The organism is Metabacillus sp. KUDC1714, assembly GCF_014217835.1.
GTDB lineage: Bacteria > Bacillota > Bacilli > Bacillales > Bacillaceae > Metabacillus > Metabacillus rhizosphaerae.
The window spans coordinates 102,040-126,237 of record NZ_CP055263.1 but is presented as its reverse complement, the minus strand read 5'-3'; the positions used below and the strand labels follow the sequence as shown (position 1 = coordinate 126,237).

The window sequence follows — 24,198 nt, the reverse complement described above, 5'->3', positions numbered from 1 at the left end:
TAAAAGCTTATGGATTGCCCTTATACAAATATGTATGAGGGCCTTATTGCAAATGAAGCTTAGCGGAGTGAACTAAGATGACTATTACTAAAAAATATCAATTATTTGATTTAATTATAAAAAGTGATATGGGACTTCCAGAATTAAATGAGGTGGGAGTGTTCACCCATGGAAAAATGGATGAAATTCATATTAAAGTTACTGATTTATCAAATTTATGGGCTCAAGTTGCAGATTTTGAAAGAAGATATATCGTAAAAGATAATTTTGTAATGTTTCAGGTTACAAATACAGCTATCTTTTGTATCGAGAATGGTAAAAATATTCTTGTTTCCCCTATGATAGGAGTAGATGAAAACAAAATTCGCCTTTATATTCTTGGCTCCTGTATGGGAATCCTTCTTATGCAAAGAATGTTTCTTCCTTTGCATGGAAGTGTTATTAATGTGAATGGAAAAGCTTACGCATTTATTGGAGATTCAGGAGCAGGAAAATCTACTATAGCTTCAGCATTTATCAGCAAAGGCTATGATTTATTAACAGATGATTTGATAGCAGTCTCATTTTCTGAAAATAATGAAGTAATTGTTAAACCATCCTATCCACAACAAAAACTGTGGCAAAATAGTATCGATCATTTTGGCATGGAAGTAAGTAAATACACTCCATTGTTCGAGAGAGAAAACAAATATGCTATTCCTGTTACTAACAACTTCTATCATAAACCATTAATTTTATCAGGTGTTTTTGAATTAATCAGTGATCATGGAATAAAACAAGTAGAGATACATCCGCTTAACAAACTAGAAAGTTTAAGAACATTATATAAACATACATACCGAAACTTTTTAATCCAAAGGCTTGGTCTAGTTGATTGGCACTTTCAAACAAGTATCAAGCTCTCAAATCAGGTGATTATGTATCAATTAAAAAGACCAGCAACTGAATTTACCGCTAATGAACTAGTCCGAGTGGTGTTAGACACAATTGATAGGGAGGTAGGAGTCTATTGAAAGAGTTTAAATTCTCGTTAGAATCAATTATTGTTCAAGGGAAGGGTAACATTGTAAGTGATATGGATGGAGAAAAGGTGATGTTAAGTATTAAGAATGGGAAATATTATAACCTTGGAGAAGTGGGTAGTGTTATTTGGGGATTTATTGAATCCCCCATTACAGTAAAGCAGCTAATAATAAGTCTTATGGACAATTATGAGGTTGAAGAAAAAGTTTGTACAGAACAGGTTCTCTCTTTTCTATCGAGTCTGCTAGAAGAAAACATTATTCAAGTAGAAGAAAAGGTATCTCTGTAATGGAGTTCTTTAATAATTAAAATGAAATTGATTAATAGAATTCAAATTTTTTTAAGTCAAAAACCAAAAACGCAACTACTTTTTATTGAAGCGTTCATTCTTTTAGGTTGGGCAAGGAAAGTGAAGGAAAAACCATTTGCAGAGGTTGCTCCATTGTTAGGAATGAAAATGGATGAAACAGCTGTTTCAACTGTAATAGATAAAAAAGCAGTAAAAGAGGTTGCTAGTGCTGTTAATGTTATGAGTCGCTATACATTTTGGGAAAGTATGTGTTTAGTTAAGGCAATTGCAGCGATGAAGATGCTTGAAAGACGTAAAATTGAGAGTACATTATACTTGGGTACGGCTAAAGATGAGAATGGGAAGTTAATTGCCCATGCTTGGCTTAGAAGTGGTCCTTATTATTTAACAGGATCTGAGGAAATGAAGAGATTTACAGTTGTAGGAAAATTCGCGAAGAAAATAAGTAAAGCTCATGAAGGAGAAACCTATGAATAATAATCCCGGGCTTGGATTAGAAGAATTACCGAAGGAACTTAAGCTTATTCTTGAGCTTCTAAAAGAAAATAGTTTGATCACAAAAGGAATGTTTGAAGGTATCGATTGGGATTTATTCATTCGTCTTGCAATTCACCATCGAGTATACTCTACTCTATTTTTTAAGGTGAAAATCAATGAGTTAGTTCCCCAACAGGTTGTTAACAGATTTGCTTTTGAATATAAGAAAAACACTTTTAAAATGCTCTATTTAAGTGGTGAAATGGAACAAGTAAGCAAGTTATTTGATCAAAACAACTTAAAACTTATTCATTTAAAAGGTCCAATTCTTGCCAAGGAATTATACGGGGATGTTTCCCTTCGTACATCAAGTGATTTAGATGTGCTTGTTCCTATTTCAGATCTAAGTAAGATCGATGATTTACTAATAGAGCTAGGATATGAAAAAGATGAACTTGTTAGTGTGCTAAATGATTGGAAATGGAGACATCATCATATTGCCTATTTTCATCCTAAAAAGCAAATTAAGCTTGAAGTTCATTGGCGATTAAATCCTGGACCTGCAAAAGAACCAAGCTTTGAAGAGTTATGGAAACGGAAAAGGACTAGCTTGACCACTAGCAATCCAGTTTATTACTTAGGTCCAGAGGATTTGTTTTTGTTTTTAGTCTCACATGGTGCAAGACATGGATGGTCTAGGCTTCGCTGGTTACTTGATATTCATCAAATACTTAAACAATCACTTAACTGGAATAAGATAAATCATTTAATGAAAAAGTATCAATTTATGCAAGTTGCTGATCAATCACTTTTACTATGTTCAAGACTGTTTGGTACACCACTTAATGGTGAACTGAAACACAGGATTCAGAGCAAAAGATCTTGGGAGCTAGCTCGATTGTCGGTGTTTTATTATGAAAGAATGGTAAATTTACATAGTGAACCACTACCACTTGACGTTGCCAACTACCATAAACGCTATTTATATTCTATTAAATCTTTTCAGCATAAATTATTATTTAATTTAAGTTTTTTATATCCATACCCGATGGATATGAAGTTACTAAAACTACCAAAGTATCTCCACTTTTTGTATTTTCCATTACGGCCAATATTGTGGGCGTTTCGAAAATCAATGACAGATTAATAGGAGAGAGCATTGTATATGAAACAAATTCTCTATTTCACAAAAAAATTACACCAACATACGGGTAAGATTCTTTACTTAAACCTAGTTGGAATGATATTAATTAGTCTCTTTGAAGGAATAGGTCTCTTCTTAATCATCCCATTATTGGCTTTAACAGGTGTGGTGAATCTAGAATCATCTGAAGGTTCTACAATTACATTTATTAGCAAGATGTTTAGTAATATTCCTAATGAAATAGGTCTCCCAATGATTTTAGGAATTTATGTTGTGCTTTTGACTGGACAAAGTTACTTTCAGCGAAAACAGTTAATTTTGAATGCGAAAATACAACAAAGCTTTCTACGCCACTTAAGAGAGAAAACATATATTTCCCTTATGCAATCTAACTGGGGTTTCTTCTTAAACAAGCGAAAGACCGATATTAGTAATACGATGACTACCGAGTTAGCACGAGTTGGAACAACAACTAATTTATTTTTGCAATTTATTGCTTCACTTGCATTTACATGTATTCAAATTGGAATTGCTTTTTGGCTATCGGTAAAAATGACATTATTTGTGTTGTTTTTTGGACTCATATTAATCTATTTATCTAGAAAATTTATAAAAAAAGCATCCTCATTAGGTGGGGCAACTACAAAATTATCTCAAACATATCACGCTGGAATTATCGATCATTTTAATGGTATTAAGGATATAAAAAGTAATACCTTGGAGGAACCGCGTATCAAATGGTTCCGAAACTTATGTATGCAAATGGAAGAAAATGTTAATGAGCTTGTAAAATTGAAAACGGCCTCTCAATTACGATATAAGATTGCCTCTGCCTCTCTTATTACTGTATTTATTTATGCATCCATTCAGTTATTTCAAGCACAACCAGCTCAATTATTGTTAATTGTTTTAATTTTTGCTAGACTATGGCCCAGATTTTCAGGGATTCAATCTACTTTAGAAACGATGGGGTCAATGCTCCCAGCTTTCGATTCACTACTTAGGTTACAGGAAGAAAGTAAAGCATCAAAAGAAATAAAAGAAAACGTAACATACAATTCAACACATAAACTTTTTATTAAGGAAGAGATTGAATGTAATGGAGTATTCTTTCGATATTCAACTGATGAAACATCTTCATATGCATTAGAAGATATACATGTATCTATTCCAGCAAAAAAAATGACTGCTGTAGTTGGTCGATCTGGTGCTGGGAAAAGTACGCTAATTGATTTATTAATGGGATTAAATCAACCAGAGAGAGGGCAAATAATAATAGATAGGACACCTTTAACAGATGAAAATCTACTACCTCTGAGACGATCAATCAGCTATGTGTCACAAGATCCCTTCTTATTTAATACAAGTATTCGTGAAAATCTGACAATGGTTTTTCCAGATGCATCTGATGAAGAAATATGGGAGGCTTTAGAGTTTTCAGCGTCTGCTGAATTTGTAAGGAAGTTTTCTAAAGGTCTCGACACACTAATCGGCGACCGTGGCATAAGACTCTCTGGCGGAGAGCGACAACGATTAGTCCTAGCAAGGGCAATCTTAAGAAACCCATCTATCCTAGTACTAGATGAAGCTACTAGCGCCTTAGATACAGAAAATGAGAAGAAAATCCAAGAAGCTTTAGAGCAATTAAAAGGAAAAATGACGATCGTCGTTATTGCCCATCGTCTCTCAACAATTCGAAATGCTGACCAGGTAATTGTGTTAGATCAAGGAAAGGTCGTCCAAAGTGGTGGATTTAATCAATTAGCAAAAGAGAAAAGGAGTATGTTTAGTAATCTCTTAAGGAATCAACTGGAAGTAAATTGAGATTCTCATTAAATAGAAAAATTTTTCACATAAACACTCACTTTCATTTAGTGGGTGTTTTAATTTTAAATTGTCAATAACTTACTGGGGCGATGCATATGAGAAAAGCAGGAGGAAAGATATTCGTAGGCATTTTGTTACTTTTGATTGCTCTAATCTTTTATACTTCTTGGGACAACAACAGAGTAAAAGTAGTAAAGCAAGATATTATTATTGAAGATTTACCAGAGAAGCTAGATGGATATAAAATTCTCCAAATAACAGATTTACATGAAAAGGTGTTTGGATCTAATCAGAAAGATTTAATAAGCAAAATTAATTCAATTGATTATGATGCGATCGTTTTTACTGGAGATATGCTAGTTAGTGATGATAGTAGTAACTATAAACCTTATTACGATATAATAGATGGAATTAAAAAAAAAGAACATGCTTTATTTGTTTCAGGGAATTCAGACCCTAGTAATTATGTGTATGACAATGCAGGGAATGTCGGGAAACATGATTTTATAAAGGGGATGGAATCTAGAGGGGTTATGCTTCTTGAATCTGTTTATTCGATTCAAATTGATGCAGCTAAAATCCATTTTGTTGATTTTGAATTATCAACTTTAAATACAAAAATGAGGGATGGATTACCAAATATAATCGGTAAATCCCTGAGAAACATAGATTATCGTAATAAATTACTGGACGAGATAACAAAATTGGATAATGTTGATAACTCTGATATACTAATCGGTTTGAATCATTATCCGGTTGTCGATGCAAAAATAGATCAATTGAATAATCATGAATATCATGTGTTTCGAGACTATGACCTAATTATGGCTGGACACTACCATGGTGGCCAAATAAGACTACCTTTTTACGGTGCTCTTTTTGTTCCGGAACCGTACTATGAACGTAGCGGTTTATTTCCTCCACTAAATAGAGTAAAGGGACTTTGGGAATATAAGCAAACAAAGCAATATGTAAGTGCGGGATTAGGAAGTAGTCAAACAGTTTCATTTTTGAAGTTTCGATTGTTCAACACCCCTGAAATTAATGTTTTAACATTTAAGAAAAAAGGCTAGTTTTTCAGAAATATGTTAACTTGAGTAAAAATAGAAATATGTTCATATATTAATTGTTTAGCCTGTAGTATTTTGGATATATAGAAAACTCTTCCTTCTATTATTTATGAAGGAAGACGGATTTTAAAAATCCAAAGCATCTTTTATTATATAATGTTAGATAGTCTTTAAAACTAATCCTTTTCTCTGTCCTTAGTTCTAATGTTAAGTGATATTCTGAAGGTAGGAGCCATTCATTAATTGCAATCAATCGATGTTTAACGGTATCAAAACTAAAAAATAAATAATCAAAATAATCTATATACACTTTCACATTCCTAAAGCTAGAATCTCTTATCGCTTCATATTGCCAGTAAAAACCTTTTTGATATAGAAAGGGAAGTGTTTTAATTTCCTTTACATGAGGAAAGTTTCGATAAACAATTGATAACGTTCGTTTCATACGATTTAAGGTTTTATGTCGAGTAGCTACATTAAATAGATTAATATAGTCTATATGGTTACCCATTACATGAATCATCTGAGTGATATCTAAGAAATGCTTCATCGAATCTAAATTATGCCTCCAAGCATGAAGACAAATCATGTAAAACGTATGATAATCAGATAGTTGTTTGACATTTTCATAGTGTTTAAAAGGAGTTGACTGTTCCCAAAATTCTTTAATAGAAAACTCACTCGTATTTTCCTTTAAAATATCCCAATGAATCTCAACAACAAGCGGAACTGGTGAACCAGGTAATTCCTTACTCAAACTACAATGAAAATGACCTGGAGCACCTTCTTCTTCCATTATATATCCCAATTCCTTCACACACTCTGTTACACGGTCTAGATCATGCGGCTTTATTAATAGGTCAATATCTGAGGTTGATCTTGCAGCTATATGGCCAAAGTATTTTTCTGCAAACAACACACCTTTTAAAGGGATGGCTGGAATACCTAATTGATCCAAAATAGACAGAATCTTTTCTGTTTGATTCTTAATAAAGAGATTTTGTATTAGAACTTGATTAAACGTATTCTTCAGTCGATTTTGAAAGAAAGGGGGAGTAAGTTCTAGTCGATCTTGTTGTTTTAAGTGAAAATAAACTTGAGGAGATATTGAAAAGTATTCGATGTCATCAATTAATCTTTCATAATCACCAGCTTCACTTGGAAGTGAAGAGTTGTGATCATATAAGGATTGTAAAAAGTTTATTAACATTTTTTCTTCCCCTTTTCATTTGGAAACTACTGATAAATGTAAATCCCTACTTTGATTATTTAAAAACTGTGTTTGAGTAAGTTTTCTATAAAGTCCATCTTGTGACATAAGCTCTTGATGGTTTCCTTTTTGAACAATTCTCCCTTCATCCATTACAAAAATCAAATCTGCATGTTGAATCGTTGATAACCGATGAGCTATTACAAGTGTAGTCCTATTTTTCATCAGTCGATCCAACGCTACCTTAACCTGAAATTCTGATTCGCTGTCCAATGCAGAAGTCGCCTCATCAAGCAATAGAATTGGTGCATCCTTTAATATTGCCCTGGCAATACTCAACCGCTGTTTTTGTCCTCCAGATAATCGAACTCCGCGTTCTCCAATTTCGGTATCATATTGATCAGGGAGAGTTAAGATGAATTCATGAATGTTTGCATGAATCGTAGCATTTATCATTTCTAATTCCGTTATGTCAGGACGAGCTAATAAAAGATTGTCTTTAATCGTTCCACTAAATAAGAAGGTTTCTTGGGCAACGTAGGAAAAAGAACTTCTTAAAGTGGAGGGGGAGAGCTCGTTAATCAACATATCATTCAATAAAATCTGACCAGATTGAGGTTGATATAATCCTTGTATTAAATTAAATAAAGTAGTTTTTCCGGCACCGCTCGGCCCTACAAAGGCAACTATTTTACCAGTTGGAATATCTAAGTTCATTTGTTTAAGTATTTCTGTTTTTGGATCGTAGGAAAAGGTAACATTTTTAAATTTGATTGATTTAGGTTGAGTACTATTCTGCGTATAGGTCGGAAATTCTAATACCTCAGATTCTACATCTAACACCTTTGATATTCTTTCTACGGCAGAAGCTGAACTTTGGAAGCTTCCCCATAATCCTGCTAGTCCTGTTAAAGGATTAATGAGATGCTGCATAAGGGTGACAAAGGTTAGTAAAGAGCCAACTGTAATTTGTCCGTTTGATACGAAAAAAGCACCAAGACAAAGGCTAATGATATAGGCAATAGACGATATTGCTCCTCCAGCAACATAAAAGGTACCGCGTAGCTTCGCGTTCTTCATCTCTAAATGGAAGAACTCATGATTTTGACTAGCGAATTTCTTTGCAAAAAATCCCTCAAGAAGAAACGAACGTATAACTGAGAGACCTTGGAACGTCTCACTTAAGTTGCTATTAATATCCCCAATTTTATTGTAGATCGTTCTACTGTTATTTCTAATTAATATTCCGAATACACCACCAACTACTATTGCAATAGGAATAATTAGAAGACTAAGAACGGATAATTGCCAATTAATTTGGAGCATATAGAAAAAAACGGCCATTGAGATTAATGGCAGCTGGATGAGATAAATAAGATTGCTTCCAATGACGCCATCAATACAATTGATATCATTAGTAAAATGAGTTAATAGGTCACCTGAGCGTATTTTTGATCGTTTGTCTGTTGGTAATAACAAGATTTGTTTAAGCACATGTTCCTTTAAATCTCTTTTAATCTTGCTAGTAACATAGGATTGTAAGTAGGTATTGAAATAGGTTACGAATAAGCTAATCGTAATTAATGATAAAATGATCGGAATAAGTGATTTTAGTTTATCAAATTGACCTTGGACTGCGGCATCTGTGATCGTACCAAAGAACCAAGCAAATCCAATCGTTAGAAAGATTTCTATAAATAAAATAAGGATAAGTCCAGAATAAGCTTTCCAACTTTTAAGGATATAAGGTCCTAGCAATTGAAAAGTTTTTTGTATACCTTTAAGGTTGAACTCTTTTATTACTGAAGCTATTTTGAATCCAATCATATTGAAACTCCATATCGCGTCTTAATAGATTCCTTAAATGAAAGGTAGCTTTTTAATACTTTTGAGATATAGGGAACAGATACAATCATGTAACCCCATAAAATAGCTGATAAATCAGTTATGTACACTTTCTTTTTTTGTTTATTAATTGTAACTAGTTTGCCAATGATTTGATCTTGACTGATTAGTTCATCTGAACAAAGATTTGTATCACCTTTAAGCTCATATTTAAGTTGATCATTTACTTTTTTTTCTCTTAAAAATCGGTGAGCGATGAGTTGACCTGTTGAAGAATGATAGAGTAGGATATCACCTTTTTTTACTGTTTTTTCATTAAACTCAACAAATCGGCAAATGTTTCCCTTTTGAATAAATGGATACATACTTGTTCCATAAGAAGGTAGATCCATCCATCCATATTTTTGCATCGTTCTTATTAGAAGATCGACAGTATCTTTATTAAACTGCATGGTGCACCAATCCATATTCTATGAGTTCTCCTAAAAACTCTTCAATATCTGTTAGTAGAGATTCATTTTGCAAGTCGTATTTTTGTTTTATTGATTGACTTAGTGAGCCACTTGATTGCGGTTGCTCGAGCAATGTCCAACAAAATCCACCTATAGCATTCAGTTTTGTTACCGTGAAATTATCAGTATTCATAATAATCCACTCATCATCAAGATGAACTGTTTCATAATCACTTTTTTTGATATATTGTTTCATTAAGAGATCATCTCCCAAAAGCTGTTGTTTTTTTGAAAGTGTAGGTCATAGACAGGGACCTGATTCACTAACTTATTTAACAAATGAAATATTCTTTTTGTTTCATCAGGACTATTGGTCCAGTAAAACACTTTATCCATGAGCTGTAATAGTCCAGTTGATTTTGATAATTTGGTTCGTTCATTATTTACCGACTGGTGTAGCAGTTGAATACTTTTTAAGGTGTGAGTTTCAGAATGACATTTTCCCTCTAGTTCACTTCTAAATGGGGAGTCAAATACTTTGACTTCTTCAGGAGTGATTTTTATGATAGTTGCTTCATCAGATAGTAGCTCTCGAGGATAAGATAATTTAGCAACTGTTGATTTTCCAGCACCAGATTGACCTGAAAAGATATGTGCTCCACTGTTCTCGAGTACACATGAAGAATGCAATAAAATTCCCCAGTTGTTATGGACGAGAAAAGAACTATATAGATTCATTAAAGCGTGTTTTAAAGCTAGATCGTTATGTATGGAAATTGTAGATTTTTTGTATTCTAGGTCTACTTCTATTAAGTAATCTGCTCTTTTATAGGAAATTGCTCCGCTTGTTTTGAGAATAGAAACATGATAATCAACAAAAGAAATTCCATAACCTTCTATAATATGAATGGAGAAATCTGGTTTATCATTTATATTATCATCTATTAAAAAGAAATTTCGATTAAACATTTTCATTACTGTACTAGAATGACTTGAAATAAAAATAAGGTGTTCACCTATTTTTATCTGTTTTCTATACATGATAAATGACTCCTTATTTTATACAGAGGTCAACTGATTAATTGACCTCCCAATTTCATTATTTATTTTTGCCTTTCCCCTGTCCAGGGGCCCCAGCGCCACCTGGTGTAGGATTCGGATTGTTCGGTGGCCAATTTACACCATCATTCCCTGTTCCAGGATGGTTTAGATTTCCTCTACCCGGGTTCCAACTCTGCGCAGTCTCAAACCGAATCGCCTGATGCTCCAAAACCATCGGACGATTTTCACTAATTTTACCTGTCATTTTCTCACCTCCTCCGTTCATTTCTTTATAAAGAACAAACGGAGTAAAAAAATCACAAAATATAGTATATTCGTACTATTTTGTTCTCTATAACATTATAAAGCGTATAAGTTAATATGAAAAGGGGAAAGTTTCGACATAGAAATAGGAATTTTGACAATTGACATATTCATAAGTAGAAATAGGGTAGGGGGTGGTATTCAATAAAACGAACAATAACAAAACAAAAAGAGCATCATCGGCGATCAAAAATCACCAACCATGCCCTCATTTATCATTATCATTCTGTAGCTTCCATTTATTAAATTCCAAAAACTCGCGAAATTGATCTTTGGAGACACCTGATTTCATGGCGTCTTGAACGAGCTTTGTCCATTCGTTGTCAAGTTCCTGTGGGTTTGTTTCACTTTGTTCATCGAGAAGGGTGTTAACGGAAACGCCTAGAACGGATGAAACTTTTTCTAAAAATTGTACAGAAGGATTTGACTGGAGATTGCGTTCAATCGAACTTAGGTAGGATTTTGCAACTCCTGCTCTTTCAGCTAGTTCAGATAAAGATAAATTTTTTTGAGTTCTATATTTTTTAATTCGTGGACCAATCACGTCAAAGATCACCTTCCTTGTTAGCAATAGTATAACATATAAAGAAGGTTTTGTTTTATATGAAGAACATCTTATCAAAAAATTTACAAAGCCCTATTTTATTCATTTTACAGGGCTTCCCTTTTCAACTAAAAATTCTTTTATTTCCTCTACACTAATACCCACTTCAAGTGCCTCTAAAATCATCTCTACCCATTCGCGGTCAAGATGGCTTTCCTTTGTAATACGATCAATGATTTCAATATTCAACTTATACCCTCCTAAAATACTTGCCTGTATTTCAGGCAGTCCAGCCATCATAGTAAGAACGTTAGACCTGTGACTTTGCGTCCCTATTTTTCAATAGGTTTGCCCTTTGACTGAATAATTGTCATTATTTGATATTGGGAATTGATACAAAAGTCCTTTTTATGTATCTATCAATATATCTACTCTTATTATAAAAAGGAATTTAAAGGAAGTGTGCAGAACTATGTCGAGAGATAAAAATTTATATCAAAATGGTAAATGTAATATTAATGTAATGTTACATGGGTGTAAATGCCTATTTAACTGAGTTTAAACAAGTATTTTTAGCACATCTTTATTTAAACTTTAAGAAAACTTTAAGAAAAGTTAAAAATATAAAAATTAATTTTTGTCGAATTATCTATCTTTTTTGCAAAAATCATAAAAGGAGACAAAAAACAAGCAATTGTACCTACCAATTGCTTGTTTAACGGTAACCTATTTAAAGATTGCTTGAGGGGTTAAATAAAATATACCGCCATTTTGCACTGATACATTAATTTGTGGTTCATAAAGCTCGCGCAAAGCTTCCTTCTCTAAATGGTAGCAGTCAGGCTTTTCGTCTAAGTCTTCATAAAAGTGATCTAGAAGCTTTAGGTCTTCATTCCATCGTTGCCTTGCAGAGTCTGCCCATGAATGATCTTGTCTGCTAATGCTTTGTTCAATAAACTGTTCAATTCGTTTTAGTCCGCTTTGCGGTTTGATTAGTGGAGTCATATTAAAGCATAGATCAGGTATTTTTGGTGTGAGTTCGAGTTTTTCTAACTTTTCTTGAAAGTTTTCTACCAAGGTTCCACTTACGAGATGCAGACCGATTGAGTGTAGCTGATCTTTTTTCATATCACATTGATAAGATACCATGAAATTGGCGCAAAGCCAGGGGTGTAAAGGAATGCTCCCACCTGGAGAAGTGACTTTTTCAAATAAGCGAATGTAGCTACCTAGACGTGTAGTTGATTGAAAGATTTGATGTAGGCGTGGGGCGCCGAAATGCATGACCTCACCCTTTAGATCACCAGGAGCTTTTTGTTGATCTGTTATTAATGTTAGTTTCATTGGGTTTGGAACTCCATTTGTTTTTTCTAGATAATGCCAATAAAAAGGCCGATTCATTAACTCCTTATCCATGTTGATTGTTAATTGGACGGTCATATAGCCGGGTTCATTTTCGATGATGTCACAGGAATTTGCCTTGAAGAAGCTTTCTAAATAGCTATGAATTTTTTCCTGCTGCATGATGTTTCCACCTTTCAAACTAGCATATTAATTAAAAAATATTTTTTGTACTAAGTATTTGTGTCTAGCCACTAAAGGATTAGATATTCCTTTAGTGGCTTATACTTTTCGAAGCTGAATATTACTATTGATTTCCACTAGCAGCCTTTCTTTGCTCTTGAGAATGCTGAGCATAATCAAGGATTGAGGTTAAGTTTTCCATCTTGATTTTCATTTCGCCGTCACTTTTCGAATTGTACATAATGTCTTGGATGTGCTCTTCGAAATTTTTAATTTCTAATCTTGTTAAAATCTCATCTAGTTCACCAATGACTTTTTCAAACAAATGTATTTTTTCATATAAAAGCTTTAGGATGTGTTCTTCCATTGTGTTTCTTGTTGCCATATTGTAAATATGGACATCATGCTCTTGTCCTAGACGATGAATCCGGCCGATTCGTTGCTCAAGTCTCATTGGATTCCAAGGTAAGTCGTAATTGATGATGTTGTGACAGAATTGAAGATTGATCCCTTCACCGCCAGCTTCTGTTGCAATAAGAACTTGCACTCGATTTTTGAAGAGTTCCTTCATCCAGTCTTTTTTTCCACGTTTAAAGCCGCCACGGAAGGGAACAGAAGTAATGCCGTTTTGCTGTAAAAACCATTGTAGATAAAATTGAGTAGCTCTGTATTCCGTGAAAATGATTACTTTGTCGTTAATGTTTTTAATGAGCTCAACAACCTTTAGAGCTTTTGTATTTTGTGTGACACCATCGATCGCCATCATAATGTCTTTAATTACGTTATTAGGCAGAACGGCTTCTTCTTCCTCTGGGCGATCTAGCATTTTCTTTAATGTCATATAAACAGCTTCGCGACTGCTGCATGCTTCACGTTGAAGTGTCATGATTGAAAATGTATTTGCCGCATATTGAGAGGAAGTTTTTAATGCTGAAATCGTGTCATATAGATGTTGTTCTGTTTCTGAAAAGTCGATTGGCACGGTTTCAACATGGCGTTTTGGCCAATCGATTCCAGTGTCACCACGGCGATTTCGAATCATGACCTTATTTATTAACTCTCGTAAATGTTCATGATCCTCTAATGAACGTTCTTTTGCTGAAAAAACCTCTGTAAAGTATGCCTCATTCCCAAGGTGCCCTGGCTTTAGTAGGGACACGAGGTTGAAAATTTCTTCTACTCTGTTTTGAACAGGTGTAGCAGTTAACAATAAACAATATTTTTTCTTTAAATTTTGTACAAATTCATAGTTTTTGGTTTTATTATTTTTAAGCTTGTGAGCTTCATCAATGATCACAAGATCGTAGGATTGTTCATAGACTATTTCACGGTGTGGGCTGCGTTTTGCTGTATCAATCGAGGATACAACAACATCACATGATTCCCATACATAGCTTTTCTTTTGCTCAACAGCTGGAATGAAAAATTTTTCAGTTAGCTCTCGAGCCCATTGGGAAACAAGTGATGCAGGAACTAAGATTAATACCTTTTTTACAAGACCACGAATCATATATTCTTTTAAAATTAGTCCTGCTTCAATCGTTTTTCCTAAACCAACTTCATCGGCTAAAATGGCTTTTCCATTCATTTTTTCCACCACTCTTTGCGCAACCTCTAATTGATGAGGCAGCGGGGTGAAATGTGGAAGGTGCTTAGGTGCTTGTAAGCCTTCAAATGAAGGAACAGCTGTATGCTGCTGGACTTCATAGCTGAGTTTAAATAATTCCCAGTTTGACCATGGTCCATCACTTTCAAGCCTTTCAAAAAATCCTTCCTGCCAGGATGAATCAAAGTTTGTCTTTACATTCATAGTTATGACAGTCCTTTCGTAAACTAAGCTGCATTGAAATGTTCATCATTTAGGTATAAAAGTAGGGTATCTTTATAATAAAGTGTTTTCATTTTCTAAAACACGAACAATAATAGATAAAAAAACTTAATTGTTAGGTAAAAAAGTGATTGCCGAAACGATACCCTCATGGTAGGATGATAATGTAAGAAAGTTCAAAATATGCTTTTCTTTCATTATAGTAAGCATATATGTTTTATCTTTTTTTAAGATAAAAATTCTTGTACTAGGTATAAGCGCTTTGACATCCAGCTCCAGCGCCTAGCGCCTAGTGAACTTCACACTCCTCCTTACGATAAGTCAACATCGAATAGCTATCACTCTTCGTGTTTCCTTTATCTCATACGGAGTGCTCCAGTTCATACGTCGCTGATCAAGGCGCTTGCGCTTTTGTTTGTTCTAAATGTCGATCATAACTGTTTTACAAAGTATAACCAATTTGAAAACAAAATATGTGCGGATGAGAATAAGGGGAGAGACTATATGTATATAGCGCCGAAGGAGCAAACAACTGTGAATCTCTCAGGCAAAAAGACTCTTATTTGACGCGGCTCTGGAGAGTGTTTGCGCTCATGCAGCAAACTACCAAAGGGGAAAGCCTTATGAGGGCGGATTGTTTTTTACTAGATCTAGTTTAGATCATTAGTTAAAAACACTGCTTATCAATTTTACATAAGGTAAACTTTCAGGTAAAAAGGACAGGGACTTCTACTAATTTTGTAGGAGTTCCATGTCCTTTTTTTGATCCTTTTATTTAAAGGCTCTTTTCTAAAAGATTGTTGTTTTTGAACAAAACTGATTAGGTTGATTGGAACGGATATGCGAGACTCCTGTGGGAGTAGCGGGACAGATGAGACCCTGCAGGTGCTTTGCGCTGAGGAGGCTCATCGCCCGCCCCACGGAAAGCGAGCATCCTGGAGCACGAATCAACCAACCCAATACTATTTTAAAAGCAACAAAGTTTGGCGAGTCAGCCTATTTAAAAGAAATCTGAGAAGTTACCAAACATAGAGGGGGAGCTTATCCAAATGGCTGAGTTAAAGAGAACACCATTATTTGAAGTGTATAAAAACTACGGTGCAAAAACGATTGATTTTGGTGGGTGGGATTTACCCGTTCAATTTTCTTCTATTAAAGAAGAGCATGAGGCGGTCCGTACAAAGGCTGGTCTGTTTGATGTTTCACATATGGGTGAGGTAGAGGTTCGTGGAGCTGACAGTCTTGCATTTTTACAAAAGATTGCAACAAATGATGTTTCCCTTTTAAAAACTGGTGGTGCTCAATATACGGCAATGTGTTATGAAGATGGTGGCACAGTTGACGATCTCCTAATCTATAAAAAAGCTGACAACGACTATTTACTTGTCATTAATGCATCAAATATCGATAAAGATATCGATTGGCTTACTGCGAATATAAACGGTGATGTAACGATAAAAAACATCTCAAATGAAGTTGCGCTCCTTGCACTTCAAGGGCCAATTGCCCAACAAGTTCTTCAAAAACTAACTGATACAGATTTAACAGAAATTAAATTTTTTAAATTTCAAGATGGTGTAAAGGTAGCAGGTGTTAACAGTTTACTTTCAAGAACTGGATACACTGGTGAGGATGGCTTTGAAATTTATTGTGCTGCAGAAGATGCGATTGTTCTTTGGGAAAAAATTTTAGAAGTTGGAAAAGAAGATGGTGTTTTACCTTGTGGATTAGGTGCACGTGATACTTTGCGTTTTGAAGCCATTCTTCCATTGTATGGGCAAGAGCTTTCAAAGGATATAACACCAATCGAAGCTGGGATCGGCTTTGCTGTTAAACCGAACAAAGAAGCAGATTTCAATGGGAAAGCAGTGTTAAAAAAACAAAAGGAAAATGGACCTGCAAGAAAATTAGTAGGGATTGAATTAATCGATAAAGGAATTCCTCGCCATGGGTATGAGGTATTTGCTAATGGAGAGCAAATTGGTGTTGTCACAACAGGTACTCAATCACCAACATTAAAGAAAAATATTGGATTGGCTTTACTAAAAGCAGAGTTTACTGCGTTAGGAACCGAGGTAGAGGTCCAAATTCGTAAAAAGAGATTAAAAGCTAAAGTTGTCGCTACACCTTTTTATAAGCGACCGAAGAAATAATAACGCTCGTTTCTAAGAGGTTGTTGCTATTAAACGAAAACTGTTTCAGGTTGATTGGAGAGAAAGTGCGAGACTCCAGCGGGAGTAGCGGGACAGGTGAGACTCATGCAGGCGCTAACGCCGAGGAGGCTCACCGCCCGCCCCGCGGAAAGCGAGCAACTGGAGCGGAAATCAACCACACCGCAATACTTGGTAAATAGCAACAAAGTTTGGCGAGTCAGCCAATAATAAAAAACATCCAACTACGAGAGGGGATCACAAGCAATGAATCATCGATATTTACCAATGACAGAACAAGATAAGCAGGAAATGCTGCAAGCAATCGGTGTACCATCAGTTGATGAATTGTTTCAAGATATTCCAGAAAGTGTTCGTTTTCAGGGAGAATACAACATAAAAAAAGCGAAATCTGAAACCGAGCTATTAAAGGAGCTATCACAATTAGCTGCAAAAAATAAAGATTTACGTAGTCATGCATCATTTTTAGGTGCAGGTGTTTATGACCATTACATGCCTGTCATTGTTGATCATGTGATTTCTCGCTCTGAGTTTTACACAGCTTACACACCTTATCAACCAGAGATTTCTCAAGGTGAACTCCAGGCGATTTTTGAGTTTCAAACGATGATTTGTGAGTTAACTGGAATGGATGTTGCAAACTCTTCTATGTATGATGGTGGAACAGCTTTAGCGGAAGCTGCGATGCTAGCCGCAGGTCAAACGAAAAAGAAGAAAATCCTTGTTTCAAAGGCTGTTAATCCAGAATCTCGTGATGTTATTAAAACGTATGCGAAAGGTCAATACATCGAAGTTGTTGAAGTACCAGTGAAAGACGGTGTAACAGATCTTGAAGCACTTAAACTAGAAATGAATGAAGATGTTGCAGCAGTTCTTGTTCAATATCCCAACTTCTTTGGGTCTATCGAGCCTTTAAAAGAGATTGAGCCGATCGCACATACTGGTAAAAGCATGTTTGTTGTGTCTTCGAATCCATTAGCATTAGGCGCATTAACACCTCCTGGAGCATTAGGTGCTGATATTGTTGCTGGTGATGCGCAACCATTTGGAATTCCAACAGCATTTGGCGGACCACATTGTGGGTATTTTGCTGTAACGAATAAGCTTTTAAGAAAAGTGCCAGGTCGTCTTGTTGGTCAAACAACTGATGAAAATGGGAAACGCGGATTTGTTTTAACCCTACAAGCTCGTGAACAGCATATCCGTCGTGATAAAGCGACATCTAATATTTGCTCAAACCAAGCGTTAAATGCACTTGCAGCGTCTGTTGCAATGACTGCTCTTGGTAAGCAAGGAGTAAAAGAGATGGCGATTCAAAATATCCAAAAAGCAAATTACGCGAAAAATGCGTGTGTAAAAGCAGGACTGAATGTTCCGTTTTCACAACCAATTTTTAATGAATTTGTTGTGAAGCTAACAAAACCTATTCGTGAAGTGAATAAACAGCTTCTAGAAAAAGGAATAATTGGTGGTTTTGATCTTGGAAGGGTGGCTCCTGAGCTTGAAAACCATATGCTTATCGCAGTTACCGAGCTACGTACAAAAGAAGAGATTGACACACTTGTAAAGGAATTGGGGGATGGCAATGAATAATCAACAGGATCAAGCATTAATTTTTGAACTTAGCAAACAAGGCCGTGTTGGGTATAGCTTACCTGAGCTTGAAGTTGAGGAATTGTCATTAACAGAACTGATTCCTTCTGATTATATACGAGGTGAAGAGGCAGAGCTTCCAGAGGTTTCTGAATTAGATATTATGAGACATTATACCGCCTTGTCAAAACGTAATCATGGTGTTGACTCTGGTTTTTACCCATTAGGGTCTTGTACAATGAAGTACAATCCAAAAATCAATGAAAATGTAGCACGTATCGCTGGCCTTGCACATCTTCATCCATTACAGGAAGAAGAGACTGTACAAGGTGCGATGGAATTATTATTTGATTTACAGGAGCATTTGAAAGAAATCACAGGTATGGACGAGGTTACCCTACAACCTGCAGCTGGTGCTCATGGAGAATGGACAGGGTTAATGATGATTCGTGCGTATCATGAGGCGAATAATGACACGAAACGAACAAAAGTAATTGTACCTGACTCTGCACATGGAACAAATCCAGCATCTGCGACTGTTGCTGGCTTCGAAACAATTACGGTTAAATCTGATGAAAATGGGTTAGTTGATTTAGAGGATTTAAAGCGAGTTGTTGACGAACATACTGCAGCATTAATGCTTACAAACCCGAATACGCTTGGATTATTTGAAGCACATATTTTAGAAATGGCACAAATTGTCCATGATGCAGGTGGAAAGCTTTATTATGATGGAGCTAACTTAAATGCTGTTTTAAGTAAAGCAAGACCGGGGGACATGGGCTTTGATGTTGTTCACCTTAACCTTCATAAAACATTTACTGGGCCACATGGTGGTGGCGGACCAGGATCAGGTCCGGTTGGAGTGAAGGCTGATCTCATTCCATATTTGCCAAAGCCTGTGCTCGTAAAAAAAGAAGAAGGCTATTGTTTTGATTATAATCGCCCACAATCAATTGGTCGCGTTAAGCCTTACTATGGAAACTTTGGTATTAATGTACGTGCTTATACGTATATTCGTACAATGGGCCCTGATGGACTAAAGAATGTAACTGAATTCGCTGTGTTGAATGCAAATTATATGATGCGACGCCTAGCACCATATTATGATTTACCATTTGATCAGCATTGTAAACATGAATTCGTATTATCAGGAAAACGTCAAAAGAAGCTTGGTGTTCGTACGCTAGACATTGCTAAGCGTTTGTTGGACTTTGGCTATCATCCGCCAACCATTTATTTCCCATTAAACGTTGAAGAGTGCATTATGATTGAGCCTACAGAAACAGAATCAAAAGAAACTCTTGATTCCTTCATTGATGCGATGATACAAATTGCGAGAGAAGTAGAAGAAACACCTGAAATCGTGCAAGAAGCACCACATACAACAGTTGTAAAACGTTTAGATGAAACAACTGCTGCTAGAAAACCAATCTTAAGATATCAACGATAAAGTCGAAAAAACTGATTTGCTGTAAGGATTTTTCTTTACAGTAGGTCAGTTTTTTTATGCTTCTTTGCCGAAAAGCAGAAGAAACTTGAACATAATGACTAGTTTTTAGAACCTTTGTCGATGTGAAGGAATTTCATAGTGCCTTTGAAGAATTACTAGTTTAAGAAAAATATAAAAAGGTTGGTGGATAGATTGGCAACAAAATATATAACCATATCAAAGGCGGCTGCTCTTGTTGGTGAAAAAGCGTTTATTTTAAAAAATTGGGAAGAAGAATTTTCGGAGTTTATTAAAATTGAAAGAGATGAGAAAAACGCAAGACTACTTACTGCTGAAAATATTGAATTATTTCGGAAAATTAAATCGTTGAAAGATAGCCATATGGATGTGCAGACAATTAAGCAGTTATTGCAAAATCAAAATGGAACTGAACCTAAAATGAAATCACAAGTAGATGAAGAAGCAGTTACAGACATTAAAGAATCTCTTTCGAAGATTACTTCATTTATTGAATCAATGGAAGTTCAAGATGTTTTAAAATTAAATGATCGCTTAAAGCAGTTAGAGGAAAACGTTATTCACTCTGTAAATCAACAAATTGCAGAAACGTCAAAGCTGCAAACAGAGGTTGCGCGCATTGAATTTTCTGATGTTCAAGAAATGATTACAGCTTTATCTGATACGTCGGAAATCGAGCGTGAATTATATAAGGAAGAAGTTCGTAGAGAACGTGAGCTTGTCCTGAAACAAACTGATGAACGTGAGGAGCGCTTCTTAGCATTTATTAAGCAGCATCAAAACCGGCAAGAACGTATTAAACATGAACAAAGATCTGGCTTAGCTATGATTAAGCAAATAATGGGCTTTGCAAAATAAAAGAGGTTGACTCGGAAAGGGTCTGACCCCACACAACAATACCAATATATAGCACTTTCATTTCCATTAAGGGCTATATATTTGTATTAGTGGGGTCTGACCCTTTGGTTTTGAGTCATCCTCTTTATTCCTCACCAGCTGCAGTTTTTTTTGTTATCTTTATTTTTTTTAGCTTGTTTTCTTCAACTTTTTGAATATCGAAATGTAGGTGATGGTATTCATACGTTTCACCCTCATTTGGAAAACGTCCCAATTCTTTTAGTAGAAATCCGGTAAGAATGTCCTCATCTTCAGGTATTTTCGTTTTGAAAGCCTCGTTTAAGCGTCTCAGAGCTAGTTTACCGTTACAAATAACATGGGAATTTGTTAATTCATCAATCAAAACTTCCTCATCTTCATCTGTTTCATCATTAATATCTTGTCCAATCATGGCTTCGATAATATCTTCATGACTAATGATACCCTTTGTGCCGCCATACTCATCCAAAACAATGGCTAAATGTCTTCTTTTTTTAAGCATTAATTTAAAGACCTTTTCTATTGAATGAAATTCAAAAACAAAGAGAGGGTCATTATCAATAAAGTCTTCTAGTTTTTTAGATGGTTCTAATGACCATGTAAGTAAAGACTTTGAATGTAATACACCAACAATATGATCCATATTTTCCTTGTAGACTGGGTAGCGGGTATGACTTCCATTTAAAACAATTTCACGTGATTCCTCAAAAGTCGCTTCAGAGGGAATACCTTGAATTTCCGTTCTAGGTGTTTTTAATGCATCTCGGACATCTAGATCATAAAAATCAATAGCACCTTTAATTAATCGAGTTTCCTCATTTTGCAACGTACCCTCGGAAGTAGCGATATTGACCATTGTAATTAATTCTTCTCTAGATATAGAAGCAGATACTTTTCCATCCTTCGATAACATTTTTACGACAAGACGTGTAAACCTCGATAATAGAAATGTTAACGGTTTGAAAATGAAAAGGATAACCCTGATGACTGGAAAAACGATGTAGGAGATTTTGTCAGCAAAAGATGCTGCAATCGATTTTGGTAAAACTTCCGCAAAAATAATAAGTACAACTGTTAAGATACCAGTAGCTAAACCTACATTAAACCCATATTCAATCGCGATAATTGTAACGAGAGTAGGCAACATGATGTTTGCGATGTTATTACCAATCAGGATGCTTGTAATTAATTCATCTGGTTTAGACACAAGTTTAAGTAGAGCTTGAGACTTTTTATCATTGTTATCTGCTCTCGTTTTTAATTTCATTTTATTGACGGCGGTTAAAGCTGTCTCACTTCCTGATAAGAAAAAAGACATTAGTAGAAAAAACAGTATTGCAATGAACACTTAATACTCCTCCAATATAGATGATAAAATTTTTGAATAATTGTACTTTACCCTTAAGTAACTTTTTATATCTGAAAAGCGATATTATTACTTTGAAATATATTTAATGCTGACTATCGTTATGTTAGTAAACCTATTTCTATTCTCAAATCATCCATTTTCCTTTTAGATTCAAAACTCAAAAAAAGAAGCAGACTTTTTCACAGCTTATGAAAGTCATAAGAATGAATGATTTGCGTCTGCTTCGGTTTGTTTGTATTTAGTTGGTTAAGCTATTTCTTCTTTTTAACTTTTCCTGTCCAGCCTTTAAAGCCGCCTTTTAAACAATGTAAATTACTGTAGCCTTTTCTTTTTAGCATTTGTGCTGCACGGCCACTGCGAACTGTGTTTTGGCAGTAGAAGTAAACGGGTTGGTCTGTACGGATTTCTTTATGACGTTGACGTAATTGTGAAAGTGGAATGTTTCTTGCACCTAAAATATGACCGCCTTCAAATTCGTTAGGCTCACGAACATCAATTAATTGTGCTTTACGGTAGCCAGCACGGAATTCTTCTTCTGATAAATGTTTCATAATCTTACGTTGGTAGAAAAAAGTAAAAGCAGAGTAACCAATAATCGCTGCTAATAAAATAATAAGTAACCAAGTTGTTGTCAAAGTGCTCGACCCCTTTTATATATGTTATTCTTGTTTGTAAGCTCAAATGAACTCTAATGTAGACCATTCTTATTATATAAGAGCTTGTCTTAAATGTCATTAGATAACATGCAATATTATTTTCAACTCTCTAAAGTTCTGCTAGACTAAAATAGTAAAATTCATATACAAAGAAGGGTTACATATGACGAAAGAAGTTTGGCGATATATTGATTCTGGCAACTGCTCACCATCCTTTAATATGGCTTTGGATGAAGCATTATTAGAATGGCATAGTGAAGGGAAGATTCCCCCTACGATTAGATTTTACGGCTGGGATCCTGCAACACTTTCGATTGGATACTTTCAAAAGGTTGAAAAAGAGATAAATTTAGATGCTGTAAAAAAATATGGACTCGGATTTGTTAGAAGACCTACAGGTGGTCGAGGTGTACTACATGACAAAGAGTTAACATACAGTGTTATCGTTTCTGAGGAGCACCCAGAAATGCCAAAGACAGTAACAGAGGCATACAGAGTGATCTCTGAAGGAATTTTAGAAGGTTTTAAAAACCTTGGGCTAGATGCGTATTTTGCAATTCCACGTACTGAAGAGGAAAAGCAAGGGTTGAAATCACCGCGTTCAGCTGTTTGCTTTGATGCTCCTTCTTGGTATGAGCTAGTAGTGGAAGGGCGTAAAGTGGCTGGAAGTGCCCAAACTCGTCAAAAAGGCGTGATTTTGCAGCATGGATCGATTCTGTTAGATCTGGATGAAGATATGTTGTTTGACTTATTTAACTATTCGAATGACAAAGTAAAAGAAAGAATGCAGCGTGCATTCAAAAATAAAGCAGTAGCAACAAATACGCTTCGTGTTGAACCAGTGACGATTAATGAAGCGAAAAAAGCATTTAAAGAAGGTTTTGAAAAAGGCTTAAATATTGAATTAGAACCTTATGATTTAAATAAAGAAGAACTTGAATATGTTGAGAAGATAGCAAAAGAGAAGTATGAAAGTGAAGAATGGAATTTTAAAAGGTAAAGAATACTATTAGATGAGAGGGCGCAATCTTAACGGATGCGTCTTTTTGAATAGAGGAAAAAGAATATAACAGATGCTAAATTTTATTATATCTTCTATAATAGATATTTACTGTACAAGAAGGTCAGACCTGTAGAATTTTGACGAAAAGTAATTTTTTCGACAAAAACATAGGGGAACCTTAATTTATCAGCATTTTACGACAAGATTCATCATGCAAGTGACAAAATCCTTCAAAAAACATCCTTTTTAGTTCGAAAACTTATTCAAACTCAATTTTCCTTTGCTTTTTAATAAGTTATTGATTTGACAAATTGATAGGATGTTGACCTGAAAACTATATGTAGTATTGTGTGTAAAAAAACAGACACTATATATTGAATATTGTGGTGGGATATGATAAATTTAATCAGAACATTTAATAGAGAGATAGATAGAGGAGT

General features: G+C 35.1%; 23 protein-coding genes and 2 riboswitches. Of the genes, 11 read left to right on the top strand and 12 right to left on the bottom strand.

The window, feature by feature from the left end; all coding sequences use genetic code 11:
- Positions 1-77 precede the first annotated feature (77 nt).
- From HUW50_RS00615 to HUW50_RS00590, 6 genes are all read left to right on the top strand, one after another.
- Entirely contained in the window at positions 78-1,013 is a 936-nt protein-coding gene (locus HUW50_RS00615; protein ID WP_185653587.1) for an aldolase, read from the top strand.
- Positions 1,010-1,312, top strand: coding sequence for a lasso peptide biosynthesis PqqD family chaperone (locus HUW50_RS00610; protein ID WP_260445637.1), 303 nt, complete (start codon positions 1,010-1,012; stop codon positions 1,310-1,312). Before HUW50_RS00615 ends, HUW50_RS00610 begins: the two co-directional genes overlap by 4 nt.
- Before the next feature lie 21 nt (positions 1,313-1,333).
- Positions 1,334-1,810: a lasso peptide biosynthesis B2 protein gene (locus HUW50_RS00605; RefSeq protein WP_185653586.1), complete on the top strand. Its 477-nt coding sequence runs from the start codon at positions 1,334-1,336 to the stop codon at positions 1,808-1,810.
- Positions 1,803-2,957, top strand: a complete 1,155-nt coding sequence (locus tag HUW50_RS00600) for a nucleotidyltransferase domain-containing protein (protein ID WP_185653585.1) — start codon at positions 1,803-1,805, stop codon at positions 2,955-2,957. Before HUW50_RS00605 ends, HUW50_RS00600 begins: the two co-directional genes overlap by 8 nt.
- 18 nt (positions 2,958-2,975) lie before the next feature.
- Positions 2,976-4,778, top strand: coding sequence for an ABC transporter ATP-binding protein (locus HUW50_RS00595; RefSeq protein WP_185653584.1), 1,803 nt, complete (start codon positions 2,976-2,978; stop codon positions 4,776-4,778).
- A 98-nt stretch (positions 4,779-4,876) separates the two neighbouring features.
- The gene (locus HUW50_RS00590; RefSeq protein ID WP_185653583.1) at positions 4,877-5,854 is read left to right on the top strand and encodes a metallophosphoesterase; all 978 of its coding nucleotides are present in this window, start codon (positions 4,877-4,879) and stop codon (positions 5,852-5,854) included.
- Between the two features lie 100 nt (positions 5,855-5,954).
- Here HUW50_RS00590 and HUW50_RS00585 read toward each other — a convergent pair whose 3' ends face one another.
- The 10 genes from HUW50_RS00585 to HUW50_RS00540 form a co-directional block, all read right to left on the bottom strand.
- Positions 5,955-7,061 carry a nucleotidyltransferase family protein gene (locus HUW50_RS00585; RefSeq protein WP_185653582.1) on the bottom strand — a complete coding sequence of 369 codons (1,107 nt, stop codon included), beginning with the start codon at positions 7,059-7,061 and terminating at the stop codon, positions 5,955-5,957.
- Positions 7,062-7,076: 15 nt separating this feature from the next.
- Positions 7,077-8,888 (bottom strand): ABC transporter ATP-binding protein, encoded by a 1,812-nt coding sequence (locus HUW50_RS00580; protein ID WP_066335191.1) that lies wholly within the window; start codon positions 8,886-8,888, stop codon positions 7,077-7,079.
- Positions 8,885-9,358, bottom strand: coding sequence for a signal peptidase I (locus tag HUW50_RS00575; protein WP_185653581.1), 474 nt, complete (start codon positions 9,356-9,358; stop codon positions 8,885-8,887). The genes HUW50_RS00580 and HUW50_RS00575 overlap by 4 nt, the downstream gene beginning before the upstream one ends.
- Complete coding sequence (locus HUW50_RS00570) at positions 9,348-9,614, bottom strand: PqqD family protein (protein ID WP_066335198.1); 267 nt, start codon at positions 9,612-9,614, stop codon at positions 9,348-9,350. Before HUW50_RS00570 ends, HUW50_RS00575 begins: the two co-directional genes overlap by 11 nt.
- On the bottom strand, positions 9,614-10,399 hold the full coding sequence (locus tag HUW50_RS00565; RefSeq protein WP_066335201.1) for a hypothetical protein: 786 nt from the start codon (positions 10,397-10,399) through the stop codon (positions 9,614-9,616). The genes HUW50_RS00570 and HUW50_RS00565 overlap by 1 nt, the downstream gene beginning before the upstream one ends.
- Positions 10,400-10,457: 58 nt before the next feature.
- Positions 10,458-10,664, bottom strand: a complete 207-nt coding sequence (locus HUW50_RS00560) for a hypothetical protein (protein WP_066335206.1) — start codon at positions 10,662-10,664, stop codon at positions 10,458-10,460.
- A gap of 267 nt (positions 10,665-10,931) precedes the next feature.
- Positions 10,932-11,267: a helix-turn-helix domain-containing protein gene (locus HUW50_RS00555; RefSeq protein ID WP_066335209.1), complete on the bottom strand. Its 336-nt coding sequence runs from the start codon at positions 11,265-11,267 to the stop codon at positions 10,932-10,934.
- Positions 11,268-11,369: 102 nt separating this feature from the next.
- Positions 11,370-11,516 carry an anti-repressor SinI family protein gene (locus tag HUW50_RS00550; protein ID WP_232329052.1) on the bottom strand — a complete coding sequence of 49 codons (147 nt, stop codon included), beginning with the start codon at positions 11,514-11,516 and terminating at the stop codon, positions 11,370-11,372.
- Positions 11,517-11,547: 31 nt separating this feature from the next.
- Positions 11,548-11,630, bottom strand: a riboswitch (cyclic di-GMP riboswitch).
- A 363-nt stretch (positions 11,631-11,993) separates the two neighbouring features.
- Positions 11,994-12,791: a YqhG family protein gene (locus tag HUW50_RS00545; RefSeq protein WP_066335212.1), complete on the bottom strand. Its 798-nt coding sequence runs from the start codon at positions 12,789-12,791 to the stop codon at positions 11,994-11,996.
- 124 nt (positions 12,792-12,915) lie between these two features.
- The gene (locus HUW50_RS00540) at positions 12,916-14,601 is read right to left on the bottom strand and encodes a DEAD/DEAH box helicase (protein WP_066335213.1); all 1,686 of its coding nucleotides are present in this window, start codon (positions 14,599-14,601) and stop codon (positions 12,916-12,918) included.
- A gap of 499 nt (positions 14,602-15,100) precedes the next feature.
- Positions 15,101-15,188: riboswitch (glycine riboswitch) on the top strand.
- 480 nt (positions 15,189-15,668) lie between these two features.
- Here HUW50_RS00540 and gcvT point away from each other — a divergent pair.
- From gcvT to HUW50_RS00520, 4 genes are all read left to right on the top strand, one after another.
- Entirely contained in the window at positions 15,669-16,772 is a 1,104-nt protein-coding gene (gene gcvT, locus HUW50_RS00535; RefSeq protein ID WP_185653580.1) for a glycine cleavage system aminomethyltransferase GcvT, read from the top strand.
- Between the two features lie 264 nt (positions 16,773-17,036).
- Entirely contained in the window at positions 17,037-18,383 is a 1,347-nt protein-coding gene (gene gcvPA, locus HUW50_RS00530) for an aminomethyl-transferring glycine dehydrogenase subunit GcvPA (protein ID WP_185653579.1), read from the top strand.
- Positions 18,376-19,836: an aminomethyl-transferring glycine dehydrogenase subunit GcvPB gene (gene gcvPB / locus HUW50_RS00525; protein ID WP_185653578.1), complete on the top strand. Its 1,461-nt coding sequence runs from the start codon at positions 18,376-18,378 to the stop codon at positions 19,834-19,836. Before gcvPA ends, gcvPB begins: the two co-directional genes overlap by 8 nt.
- A gap of 192 nt (positions 19,837-20,028) precedes the next feature.
- Positions 20,029-20,712, top strand: a complete 684-nt coding sequence (locus HUW50_RS00520) for a MerR family transcriptional regulator (protein ID WP_185653577.1) — start codon at positions 20,029-20,031, stop codon at positions 20,710-20,712.
- A 124-nt stretch (positions 20,713-20,836) separates the two neighbouring features.
- On the opposite strand, the gene HUW50_RS00515 is transcribed toward HUW50_RS00520, so the two are convergent.
- Together HUW50_RS00515 and HUW50_RS00510 are read right to left on the bottom strand one after the other, a co-directional pair.
- Positions 20,837-22,078, bottom strand: coding sequence for a hemolysin family protein (locus tag HUW50_RS00515; RefSeq protein WP_185653576.1), 1,242 nt, complete (start codon positions 22,076-22,078; stop codon positions 20,837-20,839).
- Positions 22,079-22,350: 272 nt separating this feature from the next.
- Entirely contained in the window at positions 22,351-22,734 is a 384-nt protein-coding gene (locus HUW50_RS00510) for a rhodanese-like domain-containing protein (RefSeq protein WP_066335229.1), read from the bottom strand.
- Positions 22,735-22,918: 184 nt separating this feature from the next.
- Between HUW50_RS00510 and HUW50_RS00505 the strand changes: the two genes are divergently transcribed.
- Positions 22,919-23,755, top strand: a complete 837-nt coding sequence (locus tag HUW50_RS00505; protein ID WP_066335237.1) for a lipoate--protein ligase family protein — start codon at positions 22,919-22,921, stop codon at positions 23,753-23,755.
- The last annotated feature ends 443 nt before the right edge of the window (positions 23,756-24,198 follow it).